This is a genomic window from Serratia sp. PGPR-27 (assembly GCF_022678525.1).
Classification (GTDB): Bacteria; Pseudomonadota; Gammaproteobacteria; order Enterobacterales; family Enterobacteriaceae; genus Serratia; species Serratia nematodiphila.
Genome location: NZ_JALBYS010000017.1, coordinates 64,731 through 79,707 on the forward strand (window position 1 = coordinate 64,731; position 14,977 = coordinate 79,707).

General features: G+C 62.8%; 16 protein-coding genes. 7 read left to right on the forward strand and 9 right to left on the reverse strand.

Annotated elements, in window-relative coordinates; all coding sequences use genetic code 11:
* Positions 1-19: 19 nt before the first annotated feature.
* Together MMS95_RS11485 and MMS95_RS11490 are read left to right on the forward strand one after the other, a co-directional pair.
* Positions 20-490 (forward strand): Rrf2 family transcriptional regulator, encoded by a 471-nt coding sequence (locus MMS95_RS11485; protein WP_004940698.1) that lies wholly within the window; start codon positions 20-22, stop codon positions 488-490.
* A 193-nt stretch (positions 491-683) separates the two neighbouring features.
* Positions 684-821 (forward strand): AcrZ family multidrug efflux pump-associated protein, encoded by a 138-nt coding sequence (locus MMS95_RS11490; RefSeq protein ID WP_004940695.1) that lies wholly within the window; start codon positions 684-686, stop codon positions 819-821.
* A 39-nt stretch (positions 822-860) separates the two neighbouring features.
* On the opposite strand, the gene MMS95_RS11495 is transcribed toward MMS95_RS11490, so the two are convergent.
* The 6 genes from MMS95_RS11495 to MMS95_RS11520 all read right to left on the reverse strand — a co-directional run bounded on the left by MMS95_RS11495 (position 861) and on the right by MMS95_RS11520 (position 7,227).
* Positions 861-1,622, reverse strand: coding sequence for an amino acid ABC transporter ATP-binding protein (locus MMS95_RS11495; RefSeq protein ID WP_004940693.1), 762 nt, complete (start codon positions 1,620-1,622; stop codon positions 861-863).
* Positions 1,619-2,524 (reverse strand): amino acid ABC transporter permease, encoded by a 906-nt coding sequence (locus MMS95_RS11500; protein WP_021504568.1) that lies wholly within the window; start codon positions 2,522-2,524, stop codon positions 1,619-1,621. Before MMS95_RS11500 ends, MMS95_RS11495 begins: the two co-directional genes overlap by 4 nt.
* Complete coding sequence (locus tag MMS95_RS11505) at positions 2,521-3,435, reverse strand: ABC transporter substrate-binding protein (protein WP_242141718.1); 915 nt, start codon at positions 3,433-3,435, stop codon at positions 2,521-2,523. Before MMS95_RS11505 ends, MMS95_RS11500 begins: the two co-directional genes overlap by 4 nt.
* Before the next feature lie 17 nt (positions 3,436-3,452).
* Complete coding sequence (locus MMS95_RS11510) at positions 3,453-4,790, reverse strand: LLM class flavin-dependent oxidoreductase (RefSeq protein WP_048795820.1); 1,338 nt, start codon at positions 4,788-4,790, stop codon at positions 3,453-3,455.
* Between the two features lie 19 nt (positions 4,791-4,809).
* Entirely contained in the window at positions 4,810-6,114 is a 1,305-nt protein-coding gene (locus tag MMS95_RS11515) for an MmgE/PrpD family protein (RefSeq protein ID WP_242141707.1), read from the reverse strand.
* 225 nt (positions 6,115-6,339) lie between these two features.
* Positions 6,340-7,227 carry a LysR family transcriptional regulator gene (locus tag MMS95_RS11520; RefSeq protein WP_242141708.1) on the reverse strand — a complete coding sequence of 296 codons (888 nt, stop codon included), beginning with the start codon at positions 7,225-7,227 and terminating at the stop codon, positions 6,340-6,342.
* A 121-nt stretch (positions 7,228-7,348) separates the two neighbouring features.
* On the opposite strand from MMS95_RS11520, the gene MMS95_RS11525 reads away from it, so the two are divergent.
* Both MMS95_RS11525 and MMS95_RS11530 read left to right on the forward strand, forming a co-directional pair.
* Positions 7,349-8,515 (forward strand): serine hydrolase domain-containing protein, encoded by a 1,167-nt coding sequence (locus MMS95_RS11525; RefSeq protein WP_242141709.1) that lies wholly within the window; start codon positions 7,349-7,351, stop codon positions 8,513-8,515.
* Complete coding sequence (locus tag MMS95_RS11530; RefSeq protein ID WP_085336916.1) at positions 8,506-9,723, forward strand: MFS transporter; 1,218 nt, start codon at positions 8,506-8,508, stop codon at positions 9,721-9,723. The genes MMS95_RS11525 and MMS95_RS11530 overlap by 10 nt, the downstream gene beginning before the upstream one ends.
* On the opposite strand, the gene MMS95_RS11535 is transcribed toward MMS95_RS11530, so the two are convergent.
* Complete coding sequence (locus tag MMS95_RS11535; protein WP_033633080.1) at positions 9,650-10,525, reverse strand: alpha/beta hydrolase; 876 nt, start codon at positions 10,523-10,525, stop codon at positions 9,650-9,652. The two genes, MMS95_RS11530 and MMS95_RS11535, sit on opposite strands and share 74 nt — an antisense overlap.
* A gap of 143 nt (positions 10,526-10,668) precedes the next feature.
* On the opposite strand from MMS95_RS11535, the gene MMS95_RS11540 reads away from it, so the two are divergent.
* The 3 genes from MMS95_RS11540 (at position 10,669) to MMS95_RS11550 (ending at position 14,006) form a co-directional block, all read left to right on the forward strand.
* Positions 10,669-11,418 (forward strand): DeoR/GlpR family DNA-binding transcription regulator, encoded by a 750-nt coding sequence (locus MMS95_RS11540; RefSeq protein WP_197783074.1) that lies wholly within the window; start codon positions 10,669-10,671, stop codon positions 11,416-11,418.
* Positions 11,419-11,430: 12 nt separating this feature from the next.
* A complete protein-coding gene (locus tag MMS95_RS11545; RefSeq protein ID WP_242141710.1) occupies positions 11,431-12,498 on the forward strand; it encodes an oxidoreductase in 1,068 nt (355 codons plus the stop codon).
* 113 nt (positions 12,499-12,611) lie between these two features.
* Entirely contained in the window at positions 12,612-14,006 is a 1,395-nt protein-coding gene (locus MMS95_RS11550) for an MFS transporter (RefSeq protein ID WP_118892054.1), read from the forward strand.
* Here the strand turns inward: MMS95_RS11550 and MMS95_RS11555 are convergent.
* Together MMS95_RS11555 and MMS95_RS11560 are read right to left on the reverse strand one after the other, a co-directional pair.
* Entirely contained in the window at positions 13,991-14,530 is a 540-nt protein-coding gene (locus tag MMS95_RS11555) for a dihydrofolate reductase family protein (protein WP_021504579.1), read from the reverse strand. The two genes, MMS95_RS11550 and MMS95_RS11555, sit on opposite strands and share 16 nt — an antisense overlap.
* Positions 14,530-14,931, reverse strand: a complete 402-nt coding sequence (locus tag MMS95_RS11560) for a VOC family protein (RefSeq protein WP_015377846.1) — start codon at positions 14,929-14,931, stop codon at positions 14,530-14,532. The genes MMS95_RS11555 and MMS95_RS11560 overlap by 1 nt, the downstream gene beginning before the upstream one ends.
* Between the last annotated feature and the right edge of the window lie 46 nt (positions 14,932-14,977).

The window sequence follows — 14,977 nt, forward strand, 5'->3', positions numbered from 1 at the left end:
ACTCTGAGCAGGTGCCAAGGTGTCTACCTCTACGCGATTTGCCGTTGCCATCCATATCCTGACCAACATCACGCTGTGTCGTGGCCAGACGGTGCGTTCCGAAGATATCGCGCGCAGCGTCAACACCAACCCGACGGTGGTGCGGCGGATCCTCGGTGCGCTGGCGGAGGCCGGGCTGACCTATTCGCAGATGGGGCAAGGCGGCGGGGCGCTGCTGGCGCGGCCGGCAGAAGCGATCTCGCTGCTGGACGTGTATCGCGCGGTGGAGGATCAACCCTATTTCATGCTGCACCGCGCCCGGCCTAACGATGCGTGTTATATCGGCCACGCGATTACCCCGGTGCTGGAGCAAGAGTTTGCGCGCGTTGGTCACGCGCTGGAGGCCAGCCTGGCGCAAACCAGCATCGCCGAAATGGCCGGGCAGGTCGAGCGGCAAGCCGGCTATCCTTTTGTCCCTTGTTCAGCGCAATATCAAGCGGATACGCAATAAAAACCCACGCCAATTCCGTCTTCCCGCAGAGCATTTTTTGCATTGCGTTAATGTAATTGTGTAAGTTACATTAGCTCGCATCAAGTGTGATGTGGCTCACGTTTTAGACTGCCTCCCCACGATAATCGATCGATTGGCCGGAAACCTTTTCTTCCGGCGCAGATTCGCTGTGCTTATAAACCAGGAGAGAACGATGTTAGAAATGCTTGAAAGCTTGGCCACCGTGGTGGTCCTGGTGCCGGTAATGGTGGCCGTCTTGCTCGGCGCGATTTACGGCTTGGGTGAAGTGTTCAACGTCTTTTCCGCTATCGGCCGCAAAAATAACGGCTGAATTTGAACGTCAGGGGACGCAACGCCCCCTGACGCAGGACTACAATACCGTCGCCAGGAAGTTGCGCGTCCTCTCATGTCCCGGCGCATCCAGAACCTGCTGCACGCTGCCCGTTTCAACCACCTTTCCCTGATCCATAAAGACAATCTGGTCGGCCACTTCGCGGGCGAAGCCGATTTCGTGCGTGACCACCACCATGGTCATGCCCGAATGCGCCAAGTCTTTCATCACCTGCAGCACTTCGCCAACCAATTCAGGATCGAGGGCGGAGGTCGGTTCATCAAACAGTAACACCTGCGGGTTCATCGCCAGCGCGCGGGCGATGGCGACGCGCTGTTGCTGGCCGCCGGACAGTTCTCGCGGCCAGGCGTTGATGCGATGTTCCAGCCCGACGCGGGCCAGCAGCTGCTTCGCCCGTTCCTGCACCTCGGCTTTTTTTTCCTTTTTCACCCGCAGCGGCGCGTCGCTGACGTTTTGCAACACGGTGCGGTGCGCAAACAAGTTGAACTGCTGAAATACCATGCCGATGCTTTTACGCTGTTCGGCCACCTCGGCTTCTTTCAGCTCGTACAGATGCCGGCCTTTTTGACGATAGCCGATCAGCTGTTCGCCAACGCGAATGGTGCCGCCGTCCAGCTTTTCCAGGTGGTTGATGCAGCGCAACAGGGTGGATTTGCCGGAGCCGGAAGGGCCGAGGATCACCGTCACCGAGCCTGCCGGGATGGTCAGGCTGATGTTTTTCAACACGTCGGTGCCGGAAAAGGATTTCCGCACCCGGTTGATGTGGATGGATGCGCTCATTGTTCACCTCCCTGAGGGGCTTTGCGGTTGAGGAAGAACCCGCCGCGGCGCGTTGCCTGCGTGCCGCGGCCAAAATAGCGCTCCACGTAGTATTGGCCAATCGACAGAATCGAAGTCATGGCCAGATACCACAGGGTGGCGACCAGCAGCAGCGGGATGACCTCGTAGGTGCGTTGGTAAATGATCTGCGCCGAATACAGCACGTCCTGCAGGGCAATCACCGACACCACCGCGGTGGTTTTCAACTGCCCGATCACCTCATTGCCCGCCGGCGGCAGGATGGTGCGCATCGCCTGCGGCAATACCACGCGCCACAGGATTTGCCCACGACGGTATCCCAGCGCTTTGGCGGCTTCCAGCTGGCCGCTGCCGACGCTTTGGATGCCTGCGCGCACGATCTCCGCCGCATAGGCCGACTGATGCATCACCAGCGCGATCACCGCCGCGCTGAAGGTGCTGATAAGGGTATTGGTCGGCGCGCTGGCGACTTCTCCAAGAAACGGGATCCACAGGCTGATGCGCGGATAAAGCGCGGCGATGTTGTACCAAAGGAACAGCTGCACCAGCATCGGCACCGCACGGAAGAACCAGGTGTAGAACCAGCTTACCGCAACCAATACCGGATTGGCCGACAGGCGCATCAGCGCCAGCAGCACGCCACCGGCGAAGCCGAACACTACCGAAATCACCGTCAGCTTAAGCGTCATGAGCACGCCGTTGAGGATGGAAGCCTCGGTGAGGTTTTCCGCCACCACCGCCCATTCAAAGCGCGGGTTGTGCAGCATGGAATTGATGATAACGCCGACGATCAACAGCACAACCAGGGCGCTGAGCCAGCGCCCGTAATGCCGATGGCCGACGATGCTCAGTTCCGCGTCGTCGACAGGGTGTTGCCCACTCATTTGGCGATCTCTTCATTGATGCCGGCGGTTTTCACTGCACCAAAACCGATATCCCAGCCGTCGAGGATTTTCTGGTAACTACCGTCGGCGATCAGAGAATTCAGCGCCGCCTGCACCGGTTTCACCAGTTCGGAGCCTTTCGGCAGGGCGATGGCCACCGTGGTGCCGTCAATGTTGATATCACCGGCCAGCGTCAGCGGTTTAACGTGGGTGGCCTGGTAGCGCAACCCTTCATACGGGCCGAAAAACATCGGTACGCGGCCGCTGATCACCGCTTGCACTCCGGCCGGGCGGTCCGGGAAGATCGGCATGGTGATGGCCGGCTTGCCGGCGGCGACGCATTGATCGCTGGCCTGCTGCAGGCGGGTGATCTGCGAGGTGCCTGCGCCGGCGCCGACGGTCTGGCCGCACAGCTGCGCCAGCTCGGTGTAAGGGCCTAGCGCGGCATCTTTGCGGGCGATCAAGGCCAGCTTGGAAGCGTGGTAATAGCCGACGAAGTCCACCTGTTGGAAGCGCTTTTTGTTGGCGTCAATGTTGGCCAGCGCGACGTCATAACGGCCGGACTTCAGGCCGGGGATGATGTTGTCGAAGCCGCCGGTGTCCTTCCAGTGGATCGCCACGCCCAGGCGATCGGCAATCGCGCTCATCACGTCGATTTCACGCCCGGCCAGCGTTTTATTGTCCGCCTGGTAAAAGGTGGTCGGCGGGGTGTTCGGGTTGGTGCCGGCAACGATATAGCCGGCCTTTTTGATCGCTTCAGGCAGGCTGTCGTGCAGCGCGGGATCGGCGGCAGCTTTCACCGCAGCCTTGAAGGGAACATCGCCTTCAGCGGCATGACCGGCTGCCAACGGCGCCAGCGTGGAGGAAGCCAACAGCAGGGATAGTACGGTGCGTTTGAATGTGGTTTTCATCATGATTTCCCTGCGGATTAAGCCGATTTTACGTTAGCGAAGTTGATTGCCGGTTCCGGCAGACCCAGGTTTTCACGCAGGGTTGCATGCTGATACTCTTCACGGAACAGGCCACGGCGACGCAGCTCCGGGATCACCAGCTCGACGAACAGTTCCAGCTGGTTGGGCAATACCGCCGGCATGATGTTGAAGCCGTCTGCGCCTTGCTGTTCCAGCCACAGCTGGAAGTCGTCGGCGATCTCTTCGGCGGTGCCTACCACCACGCGGTGGCCGCGCGAACCGGCCGCGACGGCCGCCAGCTCACGCAGCGTCAGGTTTTCCCGCGCGGCCAGATCGGTCAGCAGTTTCACGCGGCTTTGGCCGCCTTCGGTGGCGCCCACGTTCGGCACCGGGCCGTCCAGCGGATAATCGCTCAAATCGAAACCAAAGCGCGCCGACAGCTGCTCAATGCCGTTATCGATATCCACCAGTTGATTCAGCTGATACCAGGTTTCCTGCGCTTCTTCTTTGGTACGCCCGACAATCGGCATCACACCTGGCAGGATCAGCAGGTGGTCCGGGTTGCGGCCGGCGTCGGCCACGTATTTTTTCTGACTGCGGTAGAAAGCTTGTCCTTCTTCCAGGCTGGCGGCGGCGGTGAACACCACTTCGGCGGTTTCCGCCGCCAGCTGCTGGCCGGCCGGGGAAGAGCCGGCCTCAATGATCACCGGCCGTCCTTGCGGCGAGCGGGAAATGTTCAGCGGGCCCTGCACCGAGAAATGCTTGCCCTTATGGTTGGCGGCGTGGATTTTCTCGTCGATGGCGTACACGCCATTTTGCTTGTCGCGCACGATGGCGTCTTTTTCCCAGCCGTCCCACAGTTTGTAGCTGGCCTCGAGGAATTCCCGCGCCACTTCATAGCGTTCGGCGTGCGACGGCAGATCTTCACGGCTGAAGTTGCGCGCCGCATCGCTGGAGAAAGAGGTCACCACGTTCCAGGCGGCGCGGCCGTGGCTGATATGGTCGATGGAGGCCATGGCGCGTGCCAGGTGGAAGGGTTGATCGAACGTGGTGGAGGCGGTCGCCGCCAGCCCGATATGGCGGGTGTTGACCGCCAGCGCCGCGAGCAGCGTCAGCGGCTCCAGGCGTGACATCGTCGAGGGCAAGCGGTGCACGCTGGTTGCCAACGCGTCGCCGACGAAGAACATATCGAAGGTGCCTTCTTCGGCTTTTTTTGCGATCCAGGTGAACCAGTCGATATCGGTCGGTGAACCGCTGGCGCCTTCTGCGCGCCATCCCCCGATGTGGTGCCCCAGCGCCTGAACGAACAGGCCGAGACGGAGTTGGCGCGATGGTGTTGAAGGTGAAGTACTCATAATTATTCCTGTTTTATTATTAATTTAACAATGCAATCAGTCGCGGCAGCGCGCCAGGGGACATAAGGGCGCAGTCGCGGATAACGCTCTCGCCTTCGAGGCCCGGAAGCAGCTGCAGAATGGCGCGCAGCTTGGCGTCGAGGTCTGTCGGCCGGGCGGCGGTTTGCTTTCTTGTGACTATGTCACTTATTTGCCTCCCGTCCTGCAGCGTCAGGGTCAGGCGATGGAAGCGCATCTCCGGATCGAGCGCGTCCGGCGGGGCTGCGGGATCGGCATGACGCTCAACTTTTGCCGCCAGGGCGGCGATAGCCGCATCGACAGGCTGCTCGCCGTAATGCGTCAGCGGGACCTCGCCGTGGTATAGCGCATCGGCGATGACGTATTCGAGGCTAAAGCGCGCTTCCACACCGGTGGCCGGTTGGCGAATAAAGGGCGCAGTATCTGCGCCGGGCGGAAAACTGACCTCAACCTGTGCGATCTCCGCAAGGGCGTCGCCTTGTGCCAGCAGCCGCGCGCGCAGGGCGAGCGCCGCCTCGGCCGCGCTGTGAGTGCCACCGCAAGTCGGGCACCGCTTGAATTCCAGCCCCGGCTGCAGGATGCGCCAGGGCGTGCCCCAGCCGGCGGTCAGGCATTCCGGTTTTTGCCGGCCGCCGCCGTGGGAAGTCAGCAGGCTGTCCAGCACGCCCTCCGGTTGGCCGATGAAACCGGCCTGAGCCAGCAGGGCGGCGTTGACCGCGTTGCGTGCCGCCAACCCGGCGTGCAGCGGTTTGGCCGCCGAACCGAACTGGCTGCGCAAGCCCGCTGCCTGCGTGGCCGCCAGGCCCAGAGCAATCTGCGTCTGCCGCTGGTCAAGCTGCAGATAACGCGCCACGGCGGCGCAGGCGGCGACCGCGCCCAGGGTGGCGGTGCTGTGAAAACCCAGCACGTAATGTTGCGTGCCAGCGGCCAATCCCAGCCGGCCAGCGGCCTCTACGCCGATGACATAGGCGGTTAACAGCTCAGTGACATTGTCACTCTCACCGTTCAGCGCCAGCAGGGCTGAGAGCACTACGGTGCTCGGATGGCCACGCAGCGCAGGATGGTAATCATCGAAGTCCAACGCGTGGCTGACATAGCCATAGCGCAGTGCGCGGTTCTCGCTGCCGTTCGGCGGAAACGTCTTACCGATCGCTGCCAGACCGGCATCGCTCAACGCCCCGCGGGCAATCGGCAGCGCGCAGGCGAAGTAATCTTTCACGCCGCGGCGAGCGGCTGACAGGGCGTTTTCATCCGGCTGGCTGTTCAATATCAGATGGGCGAATTGGGCGGTTATCGGTAATGACAAGGCGTTAACACCTGAATTTATATACGGTTATGCACGAGTGCGGGGTGAAAGGTATTGTGTGGCGATTTTCGTTGTCCCGAAAGAACGAACGGCGCTTCCATATCTCTGAATGGAATATAACGACGGCACTGCGCCGCCGTCAGAGCTGCTGGCAGGCGCGGCAGGCTGCGCCTTAGCTATTTTTGTGCAAAGCAAAGCTGAATTTGCTCTAGCACGATAGAGGACTCAGGTCGAGAAAAGGCGAACGCTCATGATGTCGATAAATGCCCTGAGACGCGGTGTAAGATGTTTGCTTGAAGGCCAGAGAATTTTGAGACTGCCACTGTGTCGGCAGTGGTCGCCAAGCACCGGTTGGAGCCGCCGTCGCTCCAGCGCCTCTCGCACCGCGAAATCTGGCAAGCAGGCGATGCCCAGGCCCTGTTCCGCCAGGTAAATCAGCGTGTCGACGGTGTTGCATACCGTGCGCTTGCCCAGGCCTTCGTCGAGCAGTTTATCTCCGCCCGCCACCGGCCAGGTCTCGATTTTGCCGGTGGTGGGGAATCTGTATAACAGGCAGGCGTGATCGCGCAGTTCTGCCGGCTGGCGGGGTATTCCCGCTCGGCGCAGATACTCTGGCGCCGCCACCAGCTGTAGGTGAAACGTGCCCAGTTGGCGGCTCATTAAGCGAGAATCCTCGGTATCGCCCACGCGGATCACCGCATCGAACCCTTCTTCGATCACCGCGACCCGCCGATCGGAAAAATCGGTTTCCAGCTCAATCTCCGGGTAACGCCGGACAAATTCCGCCAGCACCGGATTCAGCAGGCCGCCCACCAGCGGCAAACTGACACGCAGCTTGCCGCGCGGCGCGCTGTGCGTATCGCTGATTTCCCGTTCCGCCGCCGCCAATTCCCCGAGAATGCGCTGGCAGCGGTGCAGAAACAGCCGGCCTTCGGCGGTCAGCGTCATGCTGCGCGTGCTGCGGTGGAACAGACGCGCGCCCAGCCGATTTTCCAGGCGGGCGATGCTTTTCCCCACTGCGGAAGCGGAAATGCCGAGCACGCGCCCGGCCTCTACGAAACTCAGCGTCTCTGCGGCCTGCACAAAGACGTTCACCCCAGACAGATTATCCATTGCTTGCCCCATTGCGGACTTGAGTGTCCGCTATGAAAGGAAATCTAGCCTGTTTTTTCGTTAATCGCCACGCTCTATGCTCGGTGGCGACAGCATGGGCTGACTACCTGGGGTAATAAAGATGAATGAATACGGATCCTCTGCCAACGCGATTGACGGCGCGATTGAGCAAGCCTTGCGCGAAAAACGATTGGTTGGCGCGGTCGTTTTGGTGGCGCAGGGCGGTGAGATCGTTTATCGCCGCGCGGCGGGCATGGCAGATCGCGAAGCGGGCAAGCCGATGGCGCTCAATACGCTGTTTCGTCTGGCTTCGGTATCCAAACCGATCGTGTCCACGGCGGCGCTGGCATTGATGGCGCAAGGCGCCATGCGGTTAGACGATCCGATCACCCGTTGGCTGCCGAATTTTCGCCCGCGGCTGGCGGATGGCACCGCTCCGTTGATGACGCTACGGCATCTCATGACCCACACCGCCGGACTAAGCTACCGCTTTTTCCAGCCGGAAGGGGGATTCTATGCCCAGCTGGGCGTCTCCGACGGCATGGATGAAGCGTCTGTCAGCCTGCAGGAGAACGTGCGGCGTATTGCCTGCGCCCCTTTGCTGGCTGCGCCCGGCGCGGCGTGGCGCTATTCCATCGCCACCGATGTCCTGGGCGCGGCGATCGAACAGGCGAGCGGCCTGCCGCTGGCGCAGGCAGTAAAAAAATGGGTGACCGGGCCGCTGGCGATGACGGATACCGATTTCCTTGCGGTGGACGCCGCGCGCCTGGCGGCCGCTTACGCCGACCATCCCGGCGAGCCGCGCCGTTTGCGCCAACCGGATCGTTTACCGTTCATCGATGGCAGCGCCGGTTTTCATCTGTCGCCGGCGCGAGCGTTGGATCCGTTGGCTTACGCCTCAGGCGGCGCCGGCATGGTCGGCTCGGCGGAGGATTTCCTGCGCCTGCTGGAAACGTTGCGCCAGGGGGGCGGGCAGGTGCTGCCGGCCGAATGGGTGATGGCGCTGACCACCAACCAAATCGGCGATCTGCCGATGCCGTTTTGGCCGGGGCGTGGTTTCGGCCTCGGCATTACCGTACTGAAAGACCCCATCGCCGCGCAAACGCCGGAGTCCGTTGGCAGCTGGCGAATGGGCGGCACCTATGGCCACTCGTGGTTCGTCGATCCCGCCCGGCAACTGAGCGTGGTGGCGTTTACCAACACGGCGCTGGAGGGCATGTCCGGCGCCTTTGTCGGCGAGATTTGTCAGGCGGTCTATGCCGCGACGGGAGCGATGCAATGCGCCTGATGCCACCGATTTTCTTCATCGCGCTGGGGCTGTTCGGCGTCTACTGCATCGAGTTCGGCGTGGTGGGCATTTTGCCGCAGATCATCGCACGGTATGGCATCTCCACGGCGCAGGCCGGCTGGCTGGTTGGGATTTTCGCCCTGACCATCGCGCTGCTCGGGCCGCTGTTGGTGCTGCTGGCGTCGCGTTTCAATCGCAAACGCATGTTGTTGATCGCGTTGGCCGTGTTTGCGGCGGCCAGCGCGCTGGCCGCTCAGGCGGACAGCTTTGCCATGCTGATGCTGCTGCGCATTGTGCCGGCGTTGTTTCATCCGATCTATTTTTCACTGGCCATGGTGGCGGCCGCGGCGCTTTATCCGCCGCATCTGGCCACCAAAGCAACCGCCTATGCGTTCATCGGCACCAGCATGGGCATGGTGTTGGGGATACCATTGACGCAATGGATCGCCGGGCAGTTCAGCTATGAGGCGTCGTTCCGATTTTGCGCGCTGGTAAACCTTCTGGCGGCGTTGGGATTGCTGTGGCGCTTGCCTGATGCGGCCGTGCAGCGCCTCAGCTATGGCAAACAGCTGGCAATCCTGCGCAGCGGCACGCTGTGGTTGAATATCATTACCTGCGTGCTGATCTTTGCCGCGATGTTCGCCGTCTACGCTTATGCGGCCGAGTATCTCAGCCGTGAAGCCGGCATTGGCGCCGCCGCCATCGGCTTTCTTCTGGTGGTGTTCGGTGTGGGCGGCGTCGCGGGCAACCTGTTGGCCGGCAAGGGGTTGAGCCGCCATCGTGCAGTGACGGTGCTGCTGCACCCGCTAGCCTTGATAGTGGCTTATGCGCTGCTGTATCGCTACGGCAGCGCGAATATCGGTTCGATGACGGTGCTTTGTCTGTATTGGGGAGCGGTGCACACCAGCGGTTTGATCGTGACGCAGGTCTGGTTGACATCCGAAGCGCCGCAGGCGCCAGCGTTCGCCACCGGGCTGTATATCGCCTTTATCAATCTGGGGGTGGCGGTGGGGGCGCTGACGGGCGGCTGGTTTATCGCCGCGTGGGGGCTACAGGGCAGCCTGCTGTGTGGGGCCATGTTTGCCGCACTGGCGGCGATCGCGATTGCCGCCAGGCTGCGGTTGCAACGGCAGGCTACCGCTGCGTTGCGTCAATCATCGCCATCACCTGCCGGAACATCGCGCTTTCCGCATCGGCCAGTTCGTTGACCAGCGTAAAGTGATTGCAGTGGCGATCGGCCAGCAATTGAACGTCGAGGCCGCGCGCCAGGCAGGCGTCATAATAGGCCTGCGTCTGGTTTTTGAACCCTTGCGTTTCGCGTTGGCCGACGTCGAGCAGGATCTGCGGCGCATGGTCTTTCTCCGGCAGCAGAAACAGCGGGCTGAGGGTTTGCGCCTGTTCGGGTGTCAGATGCAGCCAGTCGTTGATGTAGATATCGCACAGCGGGCGCAAATCGTAGAGGCCGCTCAGCGCCAGCGCGCCTTTGATCGCGTCGGGCGGCAGGCGATAGCGTTGTTGCCAGCCGTCGGCGATCAGCATGCCGCACAGGTGGCCGCCGGCCGAACTGCCGCTGACGAAAATGCGCGCCGGATCGATGCCGAAAGGCGCCCCGTGATGATAAAGCCAGGCGACGGCGCTGCGCACCTCGTGCACGATCTCCGCCAGCGTCGCTTCTGGCGCCAGCGTGTATTCCAGCGTGGCGACGGCCACGCCGCGCTGGGCAAACGCGGCGGCCATCGAACAGGCTTCCTCTTTGCGCTGTGAATGCCAGTAGCCGCCATGAATAAAGATCAGCAGCGGGGCGGGCTGCGTGCAGGCCGGGAACAGATCGAGGCGCTCGGCGGCGCTCATGCCGTAACGCAGATCGTAAATGCCGGGCGTCTGTGCCTTGGCGCGCTGGGCCAGCGCGGCGTATTCCGCCATGCAGGCGTCAAAATCCTCCACCGACGCGCGGGCGTTGTATTGCACCGCTCTGGCGGCGGTATCGTCGAACATCAGGTCGATTTTCATAACTTCTCCTTGTTGGTGACGCTCGATTATCCACCTAATGCTTTTTTAATGTTTGATGCGGAATGCGCCGCCGACGGGCGTTCTTTTTTGCTTCTTTTTGCGGTATATTGCTGTTTTATGCGTTCTACTGCGGAAATGACCCCATGCACAAAGCGGCACGACAGCGCCATTTACTGGATTTGCTCAGCGAACGCGGGCAGGCGGCGGTGGCGGAATTGGCCACCGCCATCGGTGTTTCGGTCGATACCGTGCGCCGCGACTTGGCCGATCTCGAGCGGCAAGGGTTGGCGCAGAAACATCACGGCGGTGCGATAGCGCTCGAACCCTCCGGCATGCCGCGCCAGGCGCGCGCTGCGCTGTTGCCGCAGGTCAAGCAGCGGCTTGGCCGCGCGGTGGCCGCGCAGATCCCGCCCGGCAGCACCCTGATGCTGGATGCGGGCAGTACGCTGTTGGCGGTGGCGCAGGCGTTGCGCGGCCCGGCGACGGTGATCACCGCTTCGCTGGATATCGCGCAGTGCCTGAGCGACAGGCCGGAGATCAACCTGATCTTGCTCGGCGGCCAGTGGGATGCGCGCCAGCGGCTGTTCGCCGGCAGCGCCACGCTGGCGTTGCTGGCGCGCTACCGTGCGGATATCGCCTTGCTGGGCGCCTGCGCGGTGCATCCTCAGCTGGGACTGAGCGCCGGCGAAGAGGCCGATGCAGAGGTCAAACGCGCCATGCTGGCTAACAGCGGCGAGCGCTGGCTGGTGGCCGACCATATGAAACTGGACCGCTGCGAACCGCATCTCGTTGCGGATCTGGCGCAGATCCAACGCCTGTTTACCGATCGCCCGTGGGACAACCTGGACGAACAATCATTGATTGAACTTTGTGTCGTCGCCGACGACCGCTAGAGGAGAACACTGATGAACGATACCGCTCGACCGTTGCAGGTGGCGCTGATTGGCTATGGCTTTGTCGGCAAGGCGTTTCACGCGCCGCTGATTAACGCGGTGCCGGGGTTGGAACTGAGCGTGGTGGCTTCGCGCGATGCCGCCAAGGTACATGCCGATCTGCCGCACGCGCAGGTGATCGCCGATCCGCTGGAGGCCATCCGCCGGCCGGAGGTGGATTTGGTGGTGATCGCATCGCCGAACGACACCCATGCGCCGCTGGCGCTGGCCGCACTGGAGGCGGGCAAGCACGTGGTGGTGGATAAGCCGTTTACGCTGGATTTGGCGCAGGCGCGCGCGCTGATTGCCGCGGCGGAGAAGCACGGCCGCCTGCTGTCGGTGTTCCAGAACCGTCGCTGGGACAGCGATTTCCTGGGGGTGAAACAGGTGATCGAGCAGGGGCTGATCGGTAAGGTGACGCACTTTGAGTCCCATATCGACCGCTATCGCCCTGAAGTACGGGTGCGCTGGCGTGAACAAAACCTCCCAGGCAGCGGGCTGTGGTTCGATCTGGGGCCGCACATGGTCGATCAGGCGCTGCAGCTGTTCGGTTTGCCGCACAGCGTGCAGGCCAACATCGCTACGTTGCGCCCCAACGCGCAGATTAACGACTGGGCCCACGTGGTGCTGAACTATCCGACGCACCGCGTGATCCTGCACGGCAGCATGCTGGTGGCGGGCGGCGTCTCACGCTTTACCGTGCACGGCGAGAAAGGCAGCGTGGTCAAAGCGCGCGCCGACGGGCAGGAGAGCCAGCTGCTGGCCGGCGTGACGCCGGGTTCGGCGGAGTGGGGCAAAGACGAAGACGCGATGAGCCTGTTTATCGGTACGGAGCCGATGCGCACGCTGCCGACGCCGGATGGCGATCAGCGCCAGTATTACTTCCAGGTGCGCGATGCGTTGCGCGGCGCAGGCGCCAACCCGGTTACCGCAGCGCAGGCGTTGGCGGTGATGGCGGTGCTGGAAGCGGCCACCCTGGCGGCGGAAACCGGTGTGACTCAGACGTTGCCGCTCACCGAGGCGGAAATCGCCGCCTGGTAACGGCTCGCGTCAGATAAGGCGTCAGGCGCATGGATACAGTGCATGCCATGCGTCTTCCGCCATGCTAACCCCTGACATAGGCTTACCCGCAGTCTATGTCAGGAGTGTTCATCATGTTATCCCACCCTTCGCCGCAAGGCGTCCGCGGCATACTGGCCGCTCTTTCTCTGAGCATGCTGCTGTCATCGCTTGGCATCAGCATTGCCAACGTCGGGCTGCCGGCGCTCGCCACTGCGTTCCATGCCTCGTTCCAGGCGGTGCAGTGGGTGTTGCTCTGCTATTTGCTGGCCGTCACCACTTGCATTATCGGCATCGGCCGTTTGGGGGATAGCCTCAATCGTCGCCGCCTGCTGCTGGCGGGCATTGCGCTGTTTACCGCCGCTTCGCTGGCTTGCGCGCTGGCTCCGCAACTGTGGCTGTTGCTGGCGGCGCGCCTGGCGCAGGGGCTGGGGGGCGCAGTCATGATGTCGATCGCCATGGCGCTGGCGGGCGAGGTTCTGGGGAAGGAAAAAATCGGCCGCGCGATGGGGCTGCTCGGCACTATGTCAGCCGTGGGCACCGCGCTGGGGCCGTCGTTGGGCGGCGCGCTGATCGCCGGTTTCGGCTGGCGGGCGATGTTCCTGATCAACCTGCCGCTGGGGCTGCTGGCGCTGTGGCTTGCCTGGCGATACTTACCGAATGGGCCGCGCGCGGCAACGCGCGCGGAACCGTTCGATCGCGCCGGCACGTTGCTGCTGGGCGGCGCATTGCTCTGCTATTCGCTGGCGATGACCCTCGGGCGCGGCGACTTCGGCGCGCTTAACCTGGCGTTGATGTTGGGGGCGCTGTTGGCGGGGGCACTGTTTATCCGCGTGGAACGCCGCGCCGCATCGCCGCTGCTTGCGCCGTCGATGTTCCGCCATCCGGCCCTGACGGCGGGGCTGGCGTCCAGTGCGCTGGTGATGACGGTGATGACCGCCACGCTGGTGGTCGGGCCGTTCTATCTGTCGCGGGCGCTGGGCTTAAGCGCCGCGCAGGTCGGGCTGGTGATGTCGGCGGGACCGGCGGTGGCGATCCTGACCGGCATACCGGCCGGCTATCTGGTGGATCGCTTCGGATCGCAGCGCATCGCCCAGTTTGGGCTGACGGCGGTGGCCGCAGGCGCGGCGTTGCTGTCACTGTTTAACCGTTGGGGCGTGCTCGGCTATATCGCCCCCATCGCGCTGTTGACCGCCGGCTATGCGCTGTTTCAGGTGGCCAACAACACCATGCTGATGAAGGATCTGTTTCCTGAACGGCGCGGGCTGATCGCCGGCATGGTGAACCTGTCGCGCAATCTGGGGGCGATCACCGGCGCGTCGGCGATGGGGGCGCTGTTTTATCTGGCTTCGCAGCAGGTTGCGGGCACTGCGGCCGCCGCGGCTTACGGCATGCGGGTGACCTACGGCGTGGCGGCGCTGTTGGCATTGGCGGCGTTGCTCATCGCCTTCGGCGGTCGCCGCCTGATGCTGCGTTACGGCGCGCGCTGAACCGCGTAGCGTTCTTGCACGAAACCGTTGTCCGATGAAGTGACGGCAAGCAGGCGCAGGCGCTGCTCTTGGCCATCGGCGCCGAATAAGGGGATACCGCCGCCCAACAGCAGCGGCACGCGCGTAATCGTCAGTTCGTCGATCAAGCCGGCCTGCAGGAAGCGCTGCACGGTCTGGCCGCCGTCGATATACAGGTGACGGCAGCCTTGCTCGGCCAACTGCGCCACGATGGCCGCCGGTTCGCCATTCATCCAGCGAACGTGGCCCGTTGCGTGCGGCGCGGGCGGCTGCGTCGACAGCACCACCACCGGCAGTGCGCCATAGGGCCACTCGGGAAAGGCGCGGACTTTATCATAGGTATGGCGGCCCATCACCAGCGCGTCGATGTCGGCGACAAACGCTTCAAAACTCAACCCATTGAGCAGCGAAACCGCATATTCGGGCCGCAGCAGCCAGTCGATGTCGCCATCCGGTCCGGCAATGAATCCGTCTACGCTGGTGGCGATGTAAACCGAGCATTTCATCAGGCGAGATCTCCCCGATAAACCACATGCACCTTGTTGCCGTCGGGATCGCGCAGGTAAGCGCCGAAATAGCCTTTGCCGTAGTGCGCGCGCTCGCCGGGCTCGCCTTCACTGCTGCCGCCCGCCAGCAGACCGGCGGCGTAGGCGCGTTTAACCGCCAGCTCGTCGGCGGCGAGGAAGGCCAGCATGCTGCCGTTGCCGGCGCTGGCGGGCTGTCTGTCGAAAGGTTGGTAGGCGTAAAAACGCGGCAGCGTTTGGCCTGGCATCACCCAGCAGCGGGCGGCGGGGCCGCCGTCCGGCGTCACTTCCCGCCGTTGTAAGCCCAATGGCAACAGAATGGCGTCGTAGAACGCGGCGGCGGCATCCAGATCGCTGACGCCGACGGTAATATGGCTGAACATGGCGCGTTTCCTTCCCCAAGAGAGAATAATGAACGCCTAAAACAGT

Coding starts and splice junctions, on each gene's coding strand:
- MMS95_RS11490 (WP_004940695.1), top strand. CDS start 684: ATGTTAGAAATGCTTGAAAGCTTGGCCACCGTGGTGGTCCTGGTGCCG.
- MMS95_RS11500 (WP_021504568.1), bottom strand. CDS start 2,524: ATGAGTGGGCAACACCCTGTCGACGACGCGGAACTGAGCATCGTCGGC.
- MMS95_RS11525 (WP_242141709.1), top strand. CDS start 7,349: ATGAATGAATACGGATCCTCTGCCAACGCGATTGACGGCGCGATTGAG.
- MMS95_RS11560 (WP_015377846.1), bottom strand. CDS start 14,931: ATGTTCAGCCATATTACCGTCGGCGTCAGCGATCTGGATGCCGCCGCC.
- MMS95_RS11540 (WP_197783074.1), top strand. CDS start 10,669: ATGCACAAAGCGGCACGACAGCGCCATTTACTGGATTTGCTCAGCGAA.
- MMS95_RS11545 (WP_242141710.1), top strand. CDS start 11,431: ATGAACGATACCGCTCGACCGTTGCAGGTGGCGCTGATTGGCTATGGC.
- MMS95_RS11510 (WP_048795820.1), bottom strand. CDS start 4,790: ATGAGTACTTCACCTTCAACACCATCGCGCCAACTCCGTCTCGGCCTG.
- MMS95_RS11555 (WP_021504579.1), bottom strand. CDS start 14,530: ATGAAATGCTCGGTTTACATCGCCACCAGCGTAGACGGATTCATTGCC.
- MMS95_RS11530 (WP_085336916.1), top strand. CDS start 8,506: ATGCGCCTGATGCCACCGATTTTCTTCATCGCGCTGGGGCTGTTCGGC.
- MMS95_RS11550 (WP_118892054.1), top strand. CDS start 12,612: ATGTTATCCCACCCTTCGCCGCAAGGCGTCCGCGGCATACTGGCCGCT.
- MMS95_RS11535 (WP_033633080.1), bottom strand. CDS start 10,525: ATGAAAATCGACCTGATGTTCGACGATACCGCCGCCAGAGCGGTGCAA.
- MMS95_RS11520 (WP_242141708.1), bottom strand. CDS start 7,227: ATGGATAATCTGTCTGGGGTGAACGTCTTTGTGCAGGCCGCAGAGACG.
- MMS95_RS11505 (WP_242141718.1), bottom strand. CDS start 3,435: ATGAAAACCACATTCAAACGCACCGTACTATCCCTGCTGTTGGCTTCC.
- MMS95_RS11495 (WP_004940693.1), bottom strand. CDS start 1,622: ATGAGCGCATCCATCCACATCAACCGGGTGCGGAAATCCTTTTCCGGC.